Source organism: Paenibacillus sp. J31R120, from assembly GCF_056269225.1.
This window is the reverse complement of sequence record NZ_JBWDNN010000007.1, coordinates 223,765-241,111: the sequence shown is the minus strand read 5'-3', so window position 1 is coordinate 241,111 and position 17,347 is coordinate 223,765. Positions and strand designations below refer to the sequence as shown.

Annotated in this window: 17 protein-coding genes and 1 tRNA gene; 14 read left to right on the top strand and 4 right to left on the bottom strand. The window is 50.6% G+C overall.

The window, feature by feature from the left end; translation table 11 throughout:
- Positions 1 to 105 precede the first annotated feature (105 nt).
- Positions 106 to 1,278 (top strand): aminotransferase class V-fold PLP-dependent enzyme, encoded by a 1,173-nt coding sequence (locus tag AC0YNW_RS22935; protein ID WP_475833915.1) that lies wholly within the window; start codon positions 106 to 108, stop codon positions 1,276 to 1,278.
- A gap of 15 nt (positions 1,279 to 1,293) precedes the next feature.
- Positions 1,294 to 1,776, top strand: coding sequence for a DUF4446 family protein (locus AC0YNW_RS22930; protein ID WP_475833914.1), 483 nt, complete (start codon positions 1,294 to 1,296; stop codon positions 1,774 to 1,776).
- An 11-nt stretch (positions 1,777 to 1,787) separates the two neighbouring features.
- Here the strand turns inward: AC0YNW_RS22930 and yyaC are convergent, their stop codons facing one another.
- Entirely contained in the window at positions 1,788 to 2,396 is a 609-nt protein-coding gene (yyaC, locus tag AC0YNW_RS22925; RefSeq protein WP_475833913.1) for a spore protease YyaC, read from the bottom strand.
- A 108-nt stretch (positions 2,397 to 2,504) separates the two neighbouring features.
- Here yyaC and AC0YNW_RS22920 point away from each other — a divergent pair, with 108 nt between their 5' ends.
- The 5 genes from AC0YNW_RS22920 to AC0YNW_RS22900 all read left to right on the top strand — a co-directional run bounded on the left by AC0YNW_RS22920 (position 2,505) and on the right by AC0YNW_RS22900 (position 5,964).
- A complete protein-coding gene (locus AC0YNW_RS22920) occupies positions 2,505 to 2,744 on the top strand; it encodes a putative Se/S carrier protein (protein WP_475833912.1) in 240 nt (79 codons plus the stop codon).
- A 37-nt stretch (positions 2,745 to 2,781) separates the two neighbouring features.
- Positions 2,782 to 3,636: a mechanosensitive ion channel family protein gene (locus AC0YNW_RS22915; RefSeq protein WP_475833911.1), complete on the top strand. Its 855-nt coding sequence runs from the start codon at positions 2,782 to 2,784 to the stop codon at positions 3,634 to 3,636.
- Between the two features lie 2 nt (positions 3,637 to 3,638).
- A complete protein-coding gene (locus AC0YNW_RS22910; RefSeq protein ID WP_387476983.1) occupies positions 3,639 to 3,857 on the top strand; it encodes a DUF951 domain-containing protein in 219 nt (72 codons plus the stop codon).
- Between the two features lie 93 nt (positions 3,858 to 3,950).
- A tRNA-Ser gene (locus AC0YNW_RS22905) sits at positions 3,951 to 4,041 on the top strand.
- A 135-nt stretch (positions 4,042 to 4,176) separates the two neighbouring features.
- Positions 4,177 to 5,964, top strand: coding sequence for a WG repeat-containing protein (locus AC0YNW_RS22900; RefSeq protein ID WP_475833910.1), 1,788 nt, complete (start codon positions 4,177 to 4,179; stop codon positions 5,962 to 5,964).
- A gap of 591 nt (positions 5,965 to 6,555) precedes the next feature.
- Here AC0YNW_RS22900 and AC0YNW_RS22895 read toward each other — a convergent pair.
- Positions 6,556 to 6,738 (bottom strand): YjzC family protein, encoded by a 183-nt coding sequence (locus AC0YNW_RS22895; RefSeq protein ID WP_387476989.1) that lies wholly within the window; start codon positions 6,736 to 6,738, stop codon positions 6,556 to 6,558.
- Between the two features lie 239 nt (positions 6,739 to 6,977).
- Between AC0YNW_RS22895 and rpsF the strand changes: the two genes are divergently transcribed.
- The 4 genes from rpsF to AC0YNW_RS22875 all read left to right on the top strand — a co-directional run bounded on the left by rpsF (position 6,978) and on the right by AC0YNW_RS22875 (position 9,887).
- Positions 6,978 to 7,262, top strand: coding sequence for a 30S ribosomal protein S6 (gene rpsF, locus AC0YNW_RS22890; protein ID WP_387476991.1), 285 nt, complete (start codon positions 6,978 to 6,980; stop codon positions 7,260 to 7,262).
- Positions 7,263 to 7,299: 37 nt separating this feature from the next.
- The gene (ssb, locus tag AC0YNW_RS22885) at positions 7,300 to 7,824 is read left to right on the top strand and encodes a single-stranded DNA-binding protein (protein WP_387476993.1); all 525 of its coding nucleotides are present in this window, start codon (positions 7,300 to 7,302) and stop codon (positions 7,822 to 7,824) included.
- Positions 7,825 to 7,849: 25 nt separating this feature from the next.
- Entirely contained in the window at positions 7,850 to 8,131 is a 282-nt protein-coding gene (gene rpsR / locus AC0YNW_RS22880; RefSeq protein WP_116048423.1) for a 30S ribosomal protein S18, read from the top strand.
- Positions 8,132 to 8,432: 301 nt separating this feature from the next.
- Positions 8,433 to 9,887 carry a SulP family inorganic anion transporter gene (locus AC0YNW_RS22875; RefSeq protein ID WP_475833934.1) on the top strand — a complete coding sequence of 485 codons (1,455 nt, stop codon included), beginning with the start codon at positions 8,433 to 8,435 and terminating at the stop codon, positions 9,885 to 9,887.
- Between the two features lie 73 nt (positions 9,888 to 9,960).
- Here AC0YNW_RS22875 and AC0YNW_RS22870 read toward each other — a convergent pair whose 3' ends face one another.
- The gene (locus AC0YNW_RS22870) at positions 9,961 to 11,349 is read right to left on the bottom strand and encodes a TrkH family potassium uptake protein (protein ID WP_475833909.1); all 1,389 of its coding nucleotides are present in this window, start codon (positions 11,347 to 11,349) and stop codon (positions 9,961 to 9,963) included.
- Positions 11,336 to 12,001, bottom strand: coding sequence for a potassium channel family protein (locus tag AC0YNW_RS22865; RefSeq protein ID WP_387476998.1), 666 nt, complete (start codon positions 11,999 to 12,001; stop codon positions 11,336 to 11,338). The genes AC0YNW_RS22870 and AC0YNW_RS22865 overlap by 14 nt, the downstream gene beginning before the upstream one ends.
- A 644-nt stretch (positions 12,002 to 12,645) precedes the next feature.
- On the opposite strand from AC0YNW_RS22865, the gene AC0YNW_RS22860 reads away from it, so the two are divergent.
- From AC0YNW_RS22860 to AC0YNW_RS22850, 3 genes are read left to right on the top strand one after another with little or no spacing between them, the layout of a single operon-like run.
- Positions 12,646 to 15,519, top strand: a complete 2,874-nt coding sequence (locus tag AC0YNW_RS22860) for a Na+/H+ antiporter subunit A (RefSeq protein ID WP_475833908.1) — start codon at positions 12,646 to 12,648, stop codon at positions 15,517 to 15,519.
- Complete coding sequence (locus AC0YNW_RS22855; RefSeq protein WP_387477004.1) at positions 15,520 to 15,858, top strand: Na(+)/H(+) antiporter subunit C; 339 nt, start codon at positions 15,520 to 15,522, stop codon at positions 15,856 to 15,858.
- Complete coding sequence (locus AC0YNW_RS22850; protein ID WP_475833907.1) at positions 15,851 to 17,341, top strand: Na+/H+ antiporter subunit D; 1,491 nt, start codon at positions 15,851 to 15,853, stop codon at positions 17,339 to 17,341. The genes AC0YNW_RS22855 and AC0YNW_RS22850 overlap by 8 nt, the downstream gene beginning before the upstream one ends.
- Positions 17,342 to 17,347 lie beyond the last annotated feature (6 nt).

The following is a 17,347-nucleotide window of genomic DNA, read 5'->3' as shown; positions in this document are numbered from 1 at the left end:
TCGACAGAATGAAAGGAACAATGGCATATCCAAGTTGTAATCTTTCGATTGAAGGATTAAACTAAGATATGCCATTGTCATTTCAATGGGGGAAGGAGCGTTCGGATGAACCGAGAAGGACAACCATTCATCTATCTGGACCATGCGGCAACATCATGGCCGAAGCCGCCGGAAGTGACAGAAGCGGTCGTGCAAGCGACGCTCCATGATGCCGCCAATCCCGGAAGAGGCAGCCATGCGATGGCTGTTCGGGCGAGTCGAATATTATTTGAGACAAGAAAACAATTGGCCAAGCTGTTTCATATTAAAAATCCAAATGATATTGCATTTGCTTCTAATACAACGATGGCACTTAATATGGCGATCAAGGGTTGGTTAAAACCGGGCGATCATGTCATCGCGACAACAATTGAACATAACTCGGTAAGAAGGCCGCTATATTATTTGGAACAGACGATCGGGATTGAAGTTAGTTACATCGAGTCGGACTTGACGGGCAAACTAAAGATGGAAGATGTGGAGTCTGCCATTAGACCCCACACCACATTAATTATATTGAATCATAGCTCCAATCTGCTCGGAACCATTATGCCAGTAGCTGATGTTGGGGAGTTGGCGCGCAAGCATGGGATCAAGCTGCTTGTTGATGCAGCTCAGAGTGCAGGTATATTGCCAATCGACGTTGAGGCGATGGGGATCGATATGCTGGCATTTCCAGGACATAAAGGATTGCTAGGGCCGCAAGGTACAGGCGGGTTGTATATCTCTCCGAATATGGACATTGAACCCCTGTTGCATGGAGGGACAGGTAGCCAGTCTGAAGCTCTGCATCAGCCGCATGTGAGGCCGGATCGCTATGAAGCAGGCACTCAGAACACGCCAGGGCTGGCAGGCCTTCAGATGGGCGTCAGACACATCCTGAAGGAAACGGTCGCATCTATTCATGCCAAGGAATGGACGCTGTCACAGCGGCTTCTGGAGGGTCTGAATGGCCTTAATCCGGTGCAGGTGCTAGGGCCTGGAATCGGGGAAGAGAGAACAGGTATTGTGGCATTCAATGTGGAGGGTATTGATCCTTCAGAATTGTCCTTTATTTTGGATCAGCACTATAACATTGCCGTAAGAGCGGGGTTCCATTGTACGCCGATGGCGCATGCGACGGCTGGCACATCTGCCACGGGAGCAATCAGAGCAAGTGTAGGGATATATACAACGCCGGATGAAGTAGAAACGTTCTTACATGCGATTAAGGAAATTACAGAGCAATACGGGATATAGGGGATGGGATGAATCATGGACGAGTGGTATTTGGACCCGATATTTATCATAACAGTGGTATTGGCATTTATCGTAATATTGTTGTTCATAAGGGTATTGGGGCTGGGGTCGAAACTGAAAAAGCTCCGCAAACAGTATTTGGCTGTGATGGGGGAAACGGGTGTTACGAATATTGAAGAGGTTATCGTTGATTTGAAAAACGAGTTGGATGAGCAGCGTGAGCAGATTGATCGTCTGCAAAACGAGCTAAGAAGCGTTCAAACAGCACTGCCTCAGATGAAGACGAAGCTCGGCATACATCGGTACAATGCATTTTCCGATGGAGGCAGCGATTTGAGCTTTTCCATTGCAATAGTGAATGAAGAGAAGGATGGAGCGGTATTCTCTGGACTGCATGGCCGTGACAGCACATATGTGTATGCGAAGCCGGTAGAGAAGGGCGAGTCCCCCTATCCGCTGACGCCGGAAGAGCGCAAGGCGATGCAGGAGGCCAAGTAAGCTGCTGCGGCTTAAGTGAGATCCGCTGCGGCCGTCTGATCACGGACAGAGGATGAGATATGCATATGGTTGGCGATCGCTGTGAATAGGCTGGTTGCAATCACATCCGACATTCTCATGACGAGATGAAGCCTGGTATTTTGCAAGACGAAATATTCCATAAATCCACCTACGTTCACGATGCCGGTCACGTGAATGTCTCCGACGGGAGGCAGGTCTTTGTTCACACCGGCGCCCGGACGAACAGGACCTTCGCCGATCTGGATGCAGCCAACGCTTGCGACCTGGCCAAGACAGGCATCAATGCCAATAACAAATGGTTTGTCGAACTTGCGGTTGATATCGATAAGCGTATCTTCCAGATTCATCGCATGGACGGGGTCCTCAAGCGTGCCGTAGAGATGGAAGTTCGGACTGCGGTACTTCAATAGCGAGGTGCCGATGAGCGGTCCCAGCGCATCGCCGGTAGAACGGTCGGTGCCAATGCAGACAATGACAATTGGTCGATTCGAAGGGAGACCTTCCAAGAAACCAGAAAGACGATTCACCAGCATGCCAACGATATTTGCAGTCGTGTAGGGCACCTTAAACGGGGCATCCTTCATAAATGGTAGTTTCATAGAATCCCTCCCAATATGGCTTATATGATACTAGTATATGGATGGGACAACCATTTTATACGTCGCGAGGCAAGAGAATTCAGGATAAAGAAGGGGAGGGATGTCCGTATGCTGATCGCATTTGATTCCACACAGCAAGCGCTGCGCGCAGAGATGCTGCTTGAATATGCGGAGGTCGAGATCGATATATGTCCGACTCCGAAGGAAATAACGGCAGGCTGCGCGTTATCGATACACTTCCCTGAAGAAGATTTGGACCGGGTGAAAGAGGTTATTGATCAGGAACGGGTTGAAATAAGAGGCATCTTCAAACCGATTGAAGCAGGGTATGAACAGCTAGAGCTATAGCAGGGCGTCCATTACGGATGTATGGAGATGATGAACGATGAATAACTGGTATCACAGCTTGCTGGATACGCTCACTGACCATAATACATGGGAAAATCTCGGTGTCACCGCGATACGGATCGCGCTTATTATTATAATCAGCAAGCTAATTATATGGCTCGTACATAAATCGCTGGACCGGATTGTGCTGGAGCGCGCAAACAAACATTCGACAAGTCAGGCGCGGCGTATGACGACGGTAGGCAAGCTTGTTAAAAATGTCGTGACGTATATTATGTATTTTATCGGCATGTTGCTGATGCTGTCAGAGGTAGGCATTAACTTGGGGCCGCTGCTAGCGGGTGCAGGCGTGGTCGGTATTGCGATCGGTTTCGGCGCACAAAGTTTGGTGAAGGATATACTGACGGGATTCTTCATTATTCTGGAGGACCAGTTCGCGGTTGGCGACGTCATCCAGACCGGAACATTCAAAGGCACGGTAGAGGTTATCGGCTTGCGTACGACGAAGATATTAAGCTGGACGGGCGAGGTACATATGATTCCGAACGGCATGATCAACGAAGTAACCAATTTCTCGGTCAATAATACGCTTGCTGTGGTGGATGTGTTGGTCGCCTATGAGGCGCAGGTGGACAAGGCGATGAGTATTATATCTGACACGATGAAGCAAATGGAGCATGAGAACCTGGTGAAGCAGCCTGAGGTGCTCGGTGTGCAGCTGATGTCCGCTACATCGGTTACGATACGGGTGACAGCGGAGTGCAGGCCGAACACGCATCATATGGTGGCCAGGACGATGAATAAGGCCATTAAGGACTCGCTGGACCGCAACGGCATAGAAGTGCCGTATCCGCGCATGGTGACGTATCAGAGAACGTATGAGGAGGGGTAAGGATGGATCGGAAGCATTTTGAGCTTGGTGATATTGTTCAGATGAAGAAGCAGCATCCTTGCGGCACGAATGAGATGGAGATTATCCGTATGGGCATGGATATCCGGATCAAGTGCGTAGGGTGCAAGCATAGCGTCCTCATTCCAAGAATGAAGTTCGAGAAAAACATGAAGAAAGTGCTTCGCTCGAAGGCTAGTGAAGAGGGACAGAGTGAGGCATAACAGGCGATTTGTTCCACGTGGAATCTTTGTTTAAAGTCATGAAAAAGGTGCTTGCGGAGAGACAAGTTGTGTGATATATTATTTATTACATGCGGAGAGGTACCCAAGAGGCCCAAGGGGGCTGACTCGAAATCAGCTAGGCGTGTCAAAGCGTGCGTGGGTTCGAATCCCACCTTCTCCGCCATAACGATTCATACGAACAGCGATCTCATCTGAGGTCGTTTTTTTTGTTGTTCTTATGGAGAAAGAAGGAAGTGGGAGAGCGACAGAGAATCAATAGTCTGTACAACTAATGAACCGTGAAAGGGATGCTGGAATAATGAAGAGTTTGACAAAGGTTTTGCTATCTCTCAGCTTGCTGATCACGATGATGTTCCCTGTAACCGCAACAGCAGCGGCTAACAAAGCAATATCGGAGATCATCATCCAACCACAGTACGACGACATTACTGTATTCGAGAATGGAGTTGCATTCGTCGAGAAGGACGGCAAATGGGGACTGATCGATCGGAAAGGAACGTATGTGACTCCTCCTCAATATGAGGAAAGCTCGTTAACCTTTAGTGAGGGACTGTCGGATGTATCTAAGAATGGCAAGTGGGGGTATATCGATCAGAAAGGCAAAGAAGTTATAAAACCGCAGTTTCCGGTGCAGCCGGGCGACTTTGTAAATAGCCGCGCAGCGGTATCCGATGGCGACTACTGGGGTTTTATAGATAAAGAAGGGAAAGTCGTGATCGACTTTCAATATGTTGAAGTATCCAACTTCTATAAGGGTTATGCGCTGGCACTGACGGAGGATAAAGGAATTGTATTTCTCGATAAAAACGGCAAGATAGCAGCTGAGACAAATATGTATTATGTAGAGGAGCTGCAGTACGTTAATCCGTACGAATACTCGGACTATGTTTGGTTAATGGATGAGAACGAAAAATGGGCGTTCTATTCGTATGACGGCAAGCAGATCATTAAGCCAACTTATCGAACGCCACTGTCATTCATTTGGCGTGATTACGTTCTGGAGAAGTCCAATATGTTCAGCGAGGGCAAGGCGATTGTAACGAATGATAAGTATGAACGTTTCTTGATAGATGAGAAGGGGAAAGCAACTCCTGTATTGGCAGCATACAAAGGCTCGCCGTTATTGGCTGTTGGTGCGTATAGGGAAGGTATGGTTATGGCTAGTTTGTTGAATGAAAACAAAGCGCCAACGTGGGGATTTCTAGACCATACAGGAAAAGAAATAGTGAGTCCCACCACATATCTTGAGATTCAAGATTTCTCTGAAGGCGTGGCAGCGGTGCAGAACAAAGCAGGAGCATGGGGCTATATTAACAAGAAGGGACAGACAGTCGTCCCGCATAGCTATGATTACGGCTTTCCTTTCAACAATGGCCTCGCATGGGTCATGAAGAAGGGCAAGTGGGGGATGATTGACCAGAAAGGAAAGGTTGTCGTACCGCTTAAATACGAGCCGCTGGATGAGGAGTGGCAGATGGGCGATTTCCGGGATGGTTATGTGCTTGTGTTCAATGGTTCGACCTATAACTTCGTGAACGTCAAAGGCGAAGAGGTGTATAAGGACGGGTTTGAGGGCGCTTGGCACTTCAGCGAAGGCATTGGAGCGATCATGGTGAATGGCAAATGGGGCTATATCAGCAAACCTGCCGATATGGTGACAGCTAAGTCTGCATCCGCGAAGGTGGTCATTGATGGCAAAGAAGTGGCTTTCGAAGCTTACTCCATCAATGGCAACAATTACTTTAAGCTGCGCGACCTCGGTATGGCGTTAAGTGGAACAAGCAAGCAATTCGACGTATCCTACGATGCGAAGAAGGATTCCATTATGCTGGCAGCGGGCAAATCGTACACGCCGGTAGGCGGAGAGCTTGCAACAACAGGCAAGATGATACATGCCGCAGCGTGGCCAACCACATCCAATGTTTATTTGAACGGCAACAAAGTGGAGCTGACTGCTTATAAAATAGGCGGGAATAACTACTTTAAGCTGAGAGACATCGGCCAAGCTTTCAACTTCGGCATCACGTATGATGCAACGAAAAAAATGATTGTCATTGATACTAAAAAGGAATACACCGAAGAGTAATGGTTATTGGAGGGCTCGCAATGAGCTCTCTTTTGTTATTTTGAAAGTATTACTGTAAAACCTAACATCCCCTCCTTCACCTTACCGAACGAAGAACGGGCCTTCAGAGCGCTTTTCACCCCAAAAGGCTTAAAAAATGTTATTAAAAGGGGGAACAGCAGTATTTAAAAATTCAAGATATGAAAAAACCGTCCGATCCTCCATTTAAGTTGCAAAAGAAAAGAGGACCCTTGCGGGCCCTCTTTCTGACGGTGAGTTGGATTGGTTGCGAATATTATTTCCAAACTCTTATTAGCTTGAAACGTTGGAGATCAACATTCCTCATCGGAGTTAATCAGCAAGCGCTTCATGAATCCTCATGAGCACGTATAACTAAGCTACGCAGAAGCGTTCGCTTACTTATAGGCTCGAAATGTGTGTGTGTTACAGACCGTGGTCTTTAGCACAACCCCTCGCTTCTATGCTGAAGTGAATGAAAAGGAATACGCTTGATTACCTTGCACCAGTTGGTCCAATGGAACCACACCTCTCTTACACCGTCGAAACTTAGAATGCCCGTTTACGAATGTTTCATACATGAGAGCTTAAAAATTATTTTGGCATCCGAATCCATTTGCGTTCGTGATTCGTGTTCTCGGGGAATTGTTCTCCCTTGTGTAGCTTAACTTTCTTCGGGTTCTCAATGCCCATGTGGAAGGAATTAACGCCCGCCTCAATGTACGTACCGTTATTCGGAGCCCGGTCGCCTTGGTTAAACATCGTAAATTCGCCCATATCAGCACCTCCAGATGAAATGTAGAACCAGCTGACTGCTGTGGCAGAGCATTTGCAGAGCAGCATCGTCCATGATTTAGTATGAGCCAGATCGCAGGCGGGCATGTCTGACAGAATTCGGTGGGGAGCATGCCTTGTCATTGGGGGTAGAATTTGATATAGTATAGAGATGCGAGCCTAGGGGCTCGTTCCTTGCTCCGCATTGCGGGGCCGTTAGTCCAAAAGGGAGGTGAAACAATATGCGCAAATATGAAGTGATGTACATCATTAGTCCAAACGTAGAGCAAGAGAACGTTCAAGCTTTCGTTGATAAGTTCAATGGCATCATCTCCAACGGTGGAGAGGTTACGAAAACAGACGTAATCGGCAAACGCCGTCTTGCGTATGAGATCAACAAGATTCGTGATGGTTACTTTGTTCTGGTACACTTCAACGCAACAACTGAAGTTGTCAATGAGCTTGACCGTATCATGAAGATTACGGATGAAGTTATCCGTACGTTGATCGTCAGAGACGTAGCTTAGTTTTCCACAGGAATTTGTTCAATGGGGAGGTCATGACATGTTGAACCGTGTAATATTGATTGGCAGATTGACGAGGGACCCAGAGCTCCGTTACACGCCAGCCGGAGTAGCAGTGACGCAATTCACGCTAGCCGTAGACCGACCGTTCACGTCGGGTCAAGGAGAGCGCGAGGCGGATTTCATTCCGGTCGTGACGTGGCGCCAGCTTGCGGAGACCTGTGCCAATTACTTGCGTAAAGGCCGTCTGACGGCTGTAGAGGGACGCATTCAAGTGCGGAACTACGAGAACAATGAGGGCAAGCGTGTGTATGTAACGGAAGTTATTGCAGACAACGTCCGGTTCTTGGAGTCGAGCCGCGAAGGTGGAGCTCCGCGTGAGGAAAGCGGCGGCGGGAATAGCGGTGGTGGCGGCAATACGGGCGGCTATAGTGGAGGAGGCAACAACTCTTCTTATAGCGGTGGGAATAGCGGCAACCGTTCGAATCAATCACGGAACGACAATGATCCGTTCAAGGATGACGGACGCCCGATTGACATTTCCGAAGATGATTTACCATTCTAACTATTGACGATAAGGAGGATGTATCATGGGCTTCAAGCAAAGAGAAGGCGGCGATGAGCGTCCAGAACGCAAATTCGGCGGCCGTAAAGGCGGACGTAACAAACGTCGTAAAGTTTGTTACTTCACTGTAAACAAAATTTCTCACATTGACTATAAAGACACTGATTTGCTGAAAAAGTTTATTAGCGAGCGCGGCAAAATTTTGCCACGTCGTGTAACTGGCACAAGCGCGAAATACCAACGTTTGCTGACTGTTGCAATTAAACGTTCCCGTCAAATCGCATTGCTGCCATACACGACTGAATAGTCTGTATCAGCATAAAGGAAGGGCCCTCTTCGGAGGGCTCTTTTTGCTTTGTGCGGAAGGTAGCTTTAATAAGGGGATCAGATAGCAAGAAGAGGGACGCAATTGTTCGGACAGACGAAGATGAATGAAAAGCGAAGCAATACTGAGGATGGACAAGAAATGCAATTATTAATACGCTTACATCGCTAAAAAAAGGATGAACGACAGGACAACTCTATGTATAATAAAAAACGTTGATCATCGGCCCCGACCTTTCTGAGAGTGGAAGGTCATCTACATACAGCATAGAGGAGGATTTTTTATTTTACTGTCAAAACTGAAAAACACCTGGTTCTTCAACATCCGAGGCGATGTTCTGGCAGGGATTACGGTAGCGCTGGCATTGATTCCGGAGGCTATCGCATTCTCGATTATTGCCGGTGTCGATCCCATGGTAGGACTGCATGCTTCATTCTGTATTGCAGTCATCATCTCGCTCGTAGGAGGACGCCCGGGGATGATATCAGCCGCTACCGGAGCGATGGCCGTCCTCATGGTGACGCTGGTTGCCGATCACGGGCTGGAGTATCTGTATGCCGCAACGATTCTGACAGGCATCCTTCAGTTTATTATCGGCTCGCTTAAGCTGGGGCGCTTCATTACCTTTGTGCCGCAGTCTGTCGTGACCGGCTTTGTGAATGCGCTGGCGATTCTAATCTTTATGACGCAGCTCGTCCAGTTTGAAGGGGCGACATGGGTTATGTATGCGTTGGTTGCAGGAACACTGCTGATTATCTATGGCCTGCCCCGCATCACGAAGGCCGTACCCTCAGCACTTGTTGCCATTATTGTGATGACAGGTGTAACGGTATTCGGCGGCATTCAAGTGAATACGGTAGGAGATATGGGGGAGATTACGCGTTCGCTGCCGCTCTTCCACGTACCGGAGATTTTGCTCAATTGGGATACACTCGCTATTATTTTTCCTGTCTCGCTGACGCTGGCAATCGTCGGGCTTCTGGAGTCCCTCATGACTGCCACCATACTGGATGAAGCGACGAATACGAAAAGCGACAAGAATAAGGAAGTACGCGGTCAAGGGATCGCTAATACGGTGACAGGCTTCTTCGGAGGTATGGCCGGCTGCGCCATGATCGGCCAGTCTGTTATTAATGTGAAGTCCGGCGGCAGGGGCCGATTGTCGACGCTGACCGCTGGCTTGGTACTGCTATTCCTCATTATGGTGCTGGGGGATGTCGTACGGGTTATTCCGATGCCTGCTTTGGTAGGGGTCATGATTATGGTATCTATTGGCACCTTCGATTGGCGGTCCATTGTGAATATGAAGCGCATACCGGTGGCCGATACGCTGGTCATGGCGACGACAGTTGCTGTCGTCGTGTATACGCATGATCTGGCGAGAGGGGTGCTGGTCGGGGTGATTATGAGCGCGCTAATCTTTGGCTGGAAGATTGCACGGATACAAGCGGTCTCTGAGCTGGAAGCGGGCGGACGCAAGGTGTACCGGATTCGCGGCCAAATGTTCTTTGGAACAATGAGTCACTTCGCTGATCTGTTCGATCCGCAGGGTGATCCCGATCGAATTGCCATCGACTTCTCGGCCTCGCATGTTTGGGACCATTCAGCCGTCACGGCGATATCCAAGGTAGTCGGCAAGTATGAGCAGCTTGGCAAGTCGGTAGACATTCTAGGCCTAAATGAGGAAAGCCGCCGGTTGATGGACAAGATTGGACTAACCGCCACATCAGGACATTAATGCTATGGGTTGTACAGAATAAATAGAAGGCCCGCAGCGACACCGCTGCGGGCCTTCTTCGTGTAATTCCCTCTTAACCAATGAGGATATGATCCTCCGGGTATCCGATCTTGGAGGTTTGTTTCTTCTGCGATAAGGCAAAGGCCAGTGTAAGCGGACCAAGCCGACCGATGAACATGGTAATAGAGACAATGACTTTGCCGATGTCGGATAAGTCGCCTGTAAGCCCCATAGAGAGGCCGGTTGTACTGAAGGCCGAGGTTGCCTCGAAGAGCACCTCCAGGAAGTGGTCCTCCAGCATATCCTCGGTAATCGTCAGCACCAGCGTGACGAGCAGGACGCAGGCAAGGGAGCTAATGACGACGGCTAACGCTCGCATGACAGAGTCTTGCGAGATTTTGCGCTCGAATGCATGGATTTGTCCGCCTCCGCGGAACGTATTGAACGTAGCCAGCAGCAGGACGACAACGGTGTTAATCTTGATGCCGCCGCCGGTACCGCCAGAAGCCGCTCCAATGAACATGAAGATAATCAGCAGGAACTGAGACACGGCCAGCATGCTTCCGATATCGACGGTGTTGAACCCGGCGCTCCTTGGCGTGAAGCTCTGAAAGATGGACGCCATAATCCGTTCGCTGACCGTCAGATCGCCGTAGGTTGCGCTATTCCAGCTCTCCAGCAGGAACAGAAGCAGGAAGCCGGTTACGGACAGGATCGCTGTAGCCAGAATGACGATCTTGGAATGGAGCGACAGCTTGCGCCAGGAGCGCTTGCGGACAATGTCAACGACGACGATATAGCCAAGTCCGCCGACCACAAACAAGGTAATAATGATGAAGTTCACAATCGGATCGCCGACATGCTGGCTAAGTCCGTCCGACCACAGGGCGAAGCCTGCGTTGTTAAAGGCGGATATGGAATGGAACAATGCGTAGTAGGCAGCATTGCCAAGCCCCATCTCACCCTCCCAGCGCAGCGTCAGAATCAGCGTCGCAATCGATTCGAATAAGAATACGATAAGAACCATGTACAGCGACAGCCTCACCAAGCCTTGCGCAGAGGTGGACTGGGTGGAATGCTGGATAATGAGACGTTGCTTCAGGCCGATTTTTTTGCCTAACAGGATCGCGACCATAACGCCTAATGTCATGAAGCCGATACCGCCAATCTGGATCAGAATCATAATGACGACTTGTCCAGCTACCGAGAAGGCGGAGCCGGTATCGAGCACGACGAGACCGTTCACGCAGACGGCGGACACCGCTGTGAACATGGCGTTCAAGAAACCGACGGAATGTCCCGTACTGGAGGAGAATGGCATGCTTAGCAGCACAGTACCGATGCAGATTAAGAAGAAAAACACAATCGTTATCAGTTGAGGCGGGCTAATGTTGTTCTTGAGCCGATTGATGGTTCGCTCGGCAAAGCTCTGTTCATTGCGCCTCGTTCTAAGGGCGTCCATAATCGCTCTCCAAATCTCTTATATCATCGTAACTGCCTATAATGAGAAGAATATCTCCGGTATGAATCGCATCCTCGGCTTTCGGTGACACGTTGATGTTCTGCCCTGTCTTGATCGCCATAATGGTGCAGCCGTAACGCGCGCGGATATTCAGATCCTTCAGCGACAGGCCGTTCATGGCAGGAGGGGCCAGGATCTCGGACAGATTATATTCCGGCGACAACTCGATATAATCGATCAGGTTGTCAGAGCTGAGCTGATTGCCCAGCCGAACACCCATATCCCGCTCAGGATAGATCACATAATCCGCGCCGATCTTGTTGAGCACGTTGCCGTGCATTTCATTGCGGGCTTTGGCCGTTACCTTCGGTACCTTCAGATCCTTCAGCAGCAGCGTGGTCAGAATGCTCGCCTGCAGGTCGTCACCGATGGCCACGATGGCATGCGTAAAGTTGCTTGCGCCAAGCTCGCGCAGCACGGACTCATCTGTACAGTCGGCCTGGAGCGCATGGGTCGCAATCGACGCCATCTCCTGCACAAGCTGCTCATTCTTATCGACCGCCAGCACCTCATGCCCGTTCTCGATCAGCGTGCGTGTCAGGCTGGAGCCGAAGCGTCCGAGGCCAATGACCAAAAATTGTTTCTTCATCATGAATCACATCCTGGCAATAGTGGGTTCAAGCCGGAGCATAATGCTGGTAATTTAGCTTGATGTGTTACATGATAGGAGACAACATTCCTTTTGTCAAAGGCTATTTCGGCCTATTGACGCGGCATTCTCTTTACGATGCGAATGTATTCTCGCGGATAATAGGGCGTGTAGATTACGCTGTCTCCATGCCTGTCTTCATCCTGATAGATTCGGTAGCTTCCTTCCGGAAGGGGCACGCGCATGGCATAAGACTCGCGCTCGGCCTTGAGCTGACGGTGAGTGATAGCGCTTGCTCCGATTAATGACAGGGCTACAAGGGAACATATTATTATTTTGGACCTAATCACGGGATTTGACTCACTCCTTTACTTATGAGTAATCCCCTTATGGTCGCACCTTCATTCTGAATTCAGGGCAATTTCTTTTGACAACCCGGATGCCCGGGGCTATAATTGACTTACATTTTGCGCGTAAAAGCATTCATATGGATTCAAGAGGAGGAGCCTGCCAACAGCGGGCTCTTTTTGCGTTTTTTTGGGGTTATGCGTTCCAAATGATGATGAAACCGGGCGATATGGCTTGGTTTACCATTCGGTGGGCAATACTGTTGTTGAATTATGGACACTTATATAGGAGGTCGCAGCTTGGTTATTCTTCATCTCGCCATTATTTTGCCTTTTCTATTCGCGATTGGCGCGCCTATTCTGCATAAGCTATTTCCGCGCATCCATGTGGGATGGCTGATGTTGCCGGTTCCAGCGTCGTTATTCGTCTACATGCTGAGTCTTATCCCGGTCATTCGGGAAAAGGGATTCCAGGAGGGCACGATCGCCTGGATGCCCTCTCTAGGTGTAAATGTGCATGTCTATGCCGATGGGCTGGCGCTGCTGTTCGCGCTCCTCATTACGGGGATCGGCTCACTGGTGCTGCTGTATTCAATCTATTATCTGGATAAAAACAAGGAGAAGCTCGTCCGCTTCTACGTCAGTCTCATGTTGTTCATGGGAGCGATGCTCGGGCTGGTGCTGTCGGACAATCTGATGGTGCTGTATGGCTTCTGGGAGCTGACGAGCATCTCGTCTTTCCTGTTAATCGCCTTCTGGCATGAGCGGGAGAAATCAAGATACGGAGCGATGAAGTCGCTTGTCATTACCGTCTTCGGCGGTTTGGCGATGTTCGCGGGCTTCCTGTTGCTCTATGTGATGGCAGGCACGTTCAGCATCCGGGAGCTGATCGGCGGTGCCGCTGCGATTGCGGAGCATGATCTGTTCATCCCGGCGATGCTGCTCATTCTGCTCGGGGCGTTCACGAAGTCGGCGCAGTTCCCATTCCATATCTGGCTGCCGGATGCGATGGAAGCGCCGACACCGGTCAGCGCCTATCTGCACTCGGCAACGATGGTGAAGGCGGGCATCTATCTGGTTGCGCGTATGAGTCCGATCTTCGCGGGAGAGGCATTATGGCTATGGCTGGTGTCAGGGCTTGGCCTGCTGACGCTGTTCTACGGCTCGTTCCGCGCGCTGAAGCAAGTCGATCTGAAGTCCATGCTCGCCTTCTCGACCATCAGCCAACTGGGACTGGTCATGAGCTTGTTCGGTCTTGGCTCGGCAGCTGCCCTCTATACAGGGACACCGCAAGCCGAGTTCTTCAGCAAAGCGACGATGGCCGCGGTCTTTCACTTGCTGAATCACGCAATATTCAAAGGCGCGCTGTTCATGGTGGTCGGTATCGTCGATCATGAGACGGGAGTCCGGGATATCCGCAAGCTAGGCGGATTGATGTCGGTCATGCCGATCACCTTCACGATTGCAATGATCGGCTCGTTCTCCATGGCTGGCATCCCGCCGTTCAATGGTTTCCTTAGTAAGGAAATGTTCTTCACAGCTGTACTGAATATTCGCAGCATGGATCTGTATGGCATGGACGTATGGGGAACGCTGTTCCCGGTGATTGCGTGGGTTGCCAGCATCTTCACATTCGTCTACAGCATGCTGCTAGTCTTCCGTACATTCGGAGGCAAGGCCCAGTTCGACAAGCTGGAGAAAAAGCCGCATGAAGCGCCGATCGGCCTGCTGCTGTCGCCGGTGGTGCTGGCTGCGCTCGCGATTGTATTCGGGCTATTCCCGAATCTGGCGTCCTACGCGCTGATTGAACCGGCTATGGCGGCTATACATCCGGGGCTGCTGGCTCCCGGCGAGCAGTTCATGGTATCGATCAGCTTATGGCATGGATTCACGACAGAGTTGTACATGACGGCTGGAGTAGCGGTACTGGGGATTATCCTGTTCTTGCTGCATAAACGGACAGCCGTGCTGAATCAGCCGTTATTCGCCAAGGCAACCTTGAATAAAAGCTACGATGGCGGTCTGCGTATGATGGACCGCGTCTCCCATGCCATCACGAGAGTATATATGACAGGGTCGCTCCGTCATTATATGATGTATATCTTCGTCTTCCTGATTGTGGCACTTGGCCTTACGTTACTCTCGCAGGATGCCATAAAGCTGGATACGTCTAGCTATGCAGCTATGAGCTTCTACGAGGCGGCGATCATGCTTGCGCTCGTTATCGCGTCCATCGCTGTATTGTTCGTCAACTCGCGGTTGATGGCGATTATTTTGACAGGGGCAGTCGGTTATCTGGTCTCGTTGTTCTTCGTGATCTTCCGTGCGCCGGATCTGGCGTTGACCCAGCTCAGCGTGGAGACCGTCTCGGTCGCCCTGTTCCTGCTATGCTTCTACCACTTGCCGAAGCTGAAGAAGGAGCTGGTCTCGCTTCGATTCAAGCTGGGGAACTTCGTCATAGCGCTGGGAGTAGGCGTGACGATGACGCTGGTTGCCCTGAGCGCAAGCGGGACGAGGCCGTTCGAATCTATCTCCCATTATTTCCTGGAAAATAGTTATAAGCTCGCAGGCGGCAAAAACGTCGTCAATGTCATTCTCGTGGACTTCCGGGGCTTTGATACGATGCTGGAGATTGTCGTTCTAGGCATTGCGTCCTTCGGCATCTATGCGCTGATCAAGCTCAAGCTTAAGGAGGATGGGATAGAAGAGGGCGCTTCGGGCCAGTCCGGAACGGTTCTGCCGCTTGACGGGTACAAGAGCAACGATATGATTCTAAAGACGATAGCGAAGCTGGCGATCGTCATTATCCTTGGCTTCTCCCTGTACATGTTCTACATGGGGCATAATCATCCCGGCGGCGGATTTATCGGGGCATTGATGGCATCCGCGGCGCTGCTGCTAATGGGCATGTCGTTCGGGATCAAGTCGGTAGACCGCTTGATGCCGCTGAACTTCCAGAGGCTGACTGCGTTAGGCATTCTAATTGCCTTGCTGACGGGCATTGGCTCCTTCGTCTTCGATGCTCCGTTCCTCAGCCATGCCTTCGGTTACTTCGATGTGCCGATTATCGGTGAGCTGGAGCTGGCTACGGCGACGTTGTTCGATCTGGGCGTTTATCTGACGGTTATCGGGGTCGCCATGACGATTATCTTCACCATTGGGAGGGATCAATAGATGGAACTGTATATGTCCTTGACGATTGGCGTGTTGTTCACGGTAGGCGTCTATCTGATTCTGTCCAAAAGCTTGCTGCGTATCATTCTGGGCACATCCTTCCTGACGCATGGCGTTCATCTGCTGCTGCTGACAATGTCGCGTCTGAAGACAGGGGCGGCTCCGCTGCTCGGCGAGAAGGCAGAAGCTTACGTAGATCCGCTGCCGCAGGCGCTCATTCTGACTTCAATCGTCATTAGCTTCGGCGTGACATCATTCTTCATTGTGTTGGCATACAAAGCGTACCGGAAGCTCGGGACTGACGATATGGAGCAGCTAAGGGGGGAGCAGAATGAATAATACGTTAGTTCTCCCGCTTATCATTCCGTTACTGACGGCAGTCATCCTTGTCTTCTTGAAAGGGCGCATCGCCATACAGCGCTGGATTAGCGGAATAAGCGGCCTGGTGAATATCGCTGTCGCCGCTTATATCCTCTATCAAGTGAAGACCGACGGTATTCAGACGTTATATATGAGCGGATGGGTTCCGCCGTACGGCATTATCTTTGTCGCGGACATGCTGGCTGCACTGCTTGTGCTGACGACAGCAATTATCGGGCTGTTTTGCTTGTTGTACTCCTTCCGAAGCATCGGGGAGGAGCGCGAGCGGCATTTATATTACCCGATATTTCAATTTCTGCTCGTTGGTGTGACCGGCTCATTCTTGACAGGGGATATCTTCAACTTGTTCGTCTGCTTCGAGGTGATGTTAATCTCCTCCTATGCGTTAATCGTGCATGGAGGCACGAAGCTTCAATTAAGAGAATCGCTGAAATATATGCTGGTGAACATTATATCCTCGGCCTTATTCGTAGCGGCGGTCGCTTATCTCTATGGTGTCACGGGAGCGCTGAACATGGCCGATCTGTCCGTTCGGGTTGCTGAAGCGGGACAAGGCGGCATTCTGAATGTCATCGCTGTGCTGTTCATGATTGTGTTCGCGCTGAAGGCTGGATTGTTCCTGTTCTTCTGGCTGCCAGGCTCCTATGGTGCTCCGCCTGCGGCGATTCGCACGATCTTCGCAGCGCTGCTCACTAAGGTCGGACTGTATGCGCTGCTGCGTACCTTCACGCTGATTTTCTATCATGATCCGTCCGTTACGCATAGCTGGATGGGCTGGATGGCGGGGGCGACGATGGTGCTGGGCGCGATCGGGGCGATGGCCTACAAGGACATTCCGCGCATTCTGAATTACAACGTGGTCATCAGTGTAGGCTTTATCGCATTCGGTCTTGTCTCGGCCAATCGAGATGCGCTGGACGGGGCGGTGTTTTATTTGATCCATGATATGATCGGCAAAGCGCTGCTCTTCCTGCTTGGCGGCATGATTATCGCTGCGGCCGGGACGAAGCAGCTGGCGGAGATGGGCGGACTGATCAAGCGCCATCCATATCTGGGCTGGATGTTCTTCGTCACGGCGCTGGCGATTGCCGGCATTCCGCCGTTTAGCGGCTTCGCAGGCAAGATGATGATTATACGCGGCGGCTTCGCGGCGGAGCACTATCTGCTTGCGGCATTATCCGTCGCATCCAGCTTCGTCGTGCTGTACTCCTTGATCCGCATCTTTATGGCGGCGTTTTGGGGAGAAGAACGGACTGTTAGCGTTGAGACTACGCCGGGAATGGCGTCGGATTACCGGATTAAGCTCTTGTCTGGGGCGGGTCTGTTCGTACTTGTCATTGCGATGGGAGTCGGCGCGGAGTGGGTGTTCGGGTTCGTATCGGAAGCGGGCCAGACTCTGGTGCAGCCCGCTATCTATATTGACGCGGTGCTAAAGGAGTAGATGAGA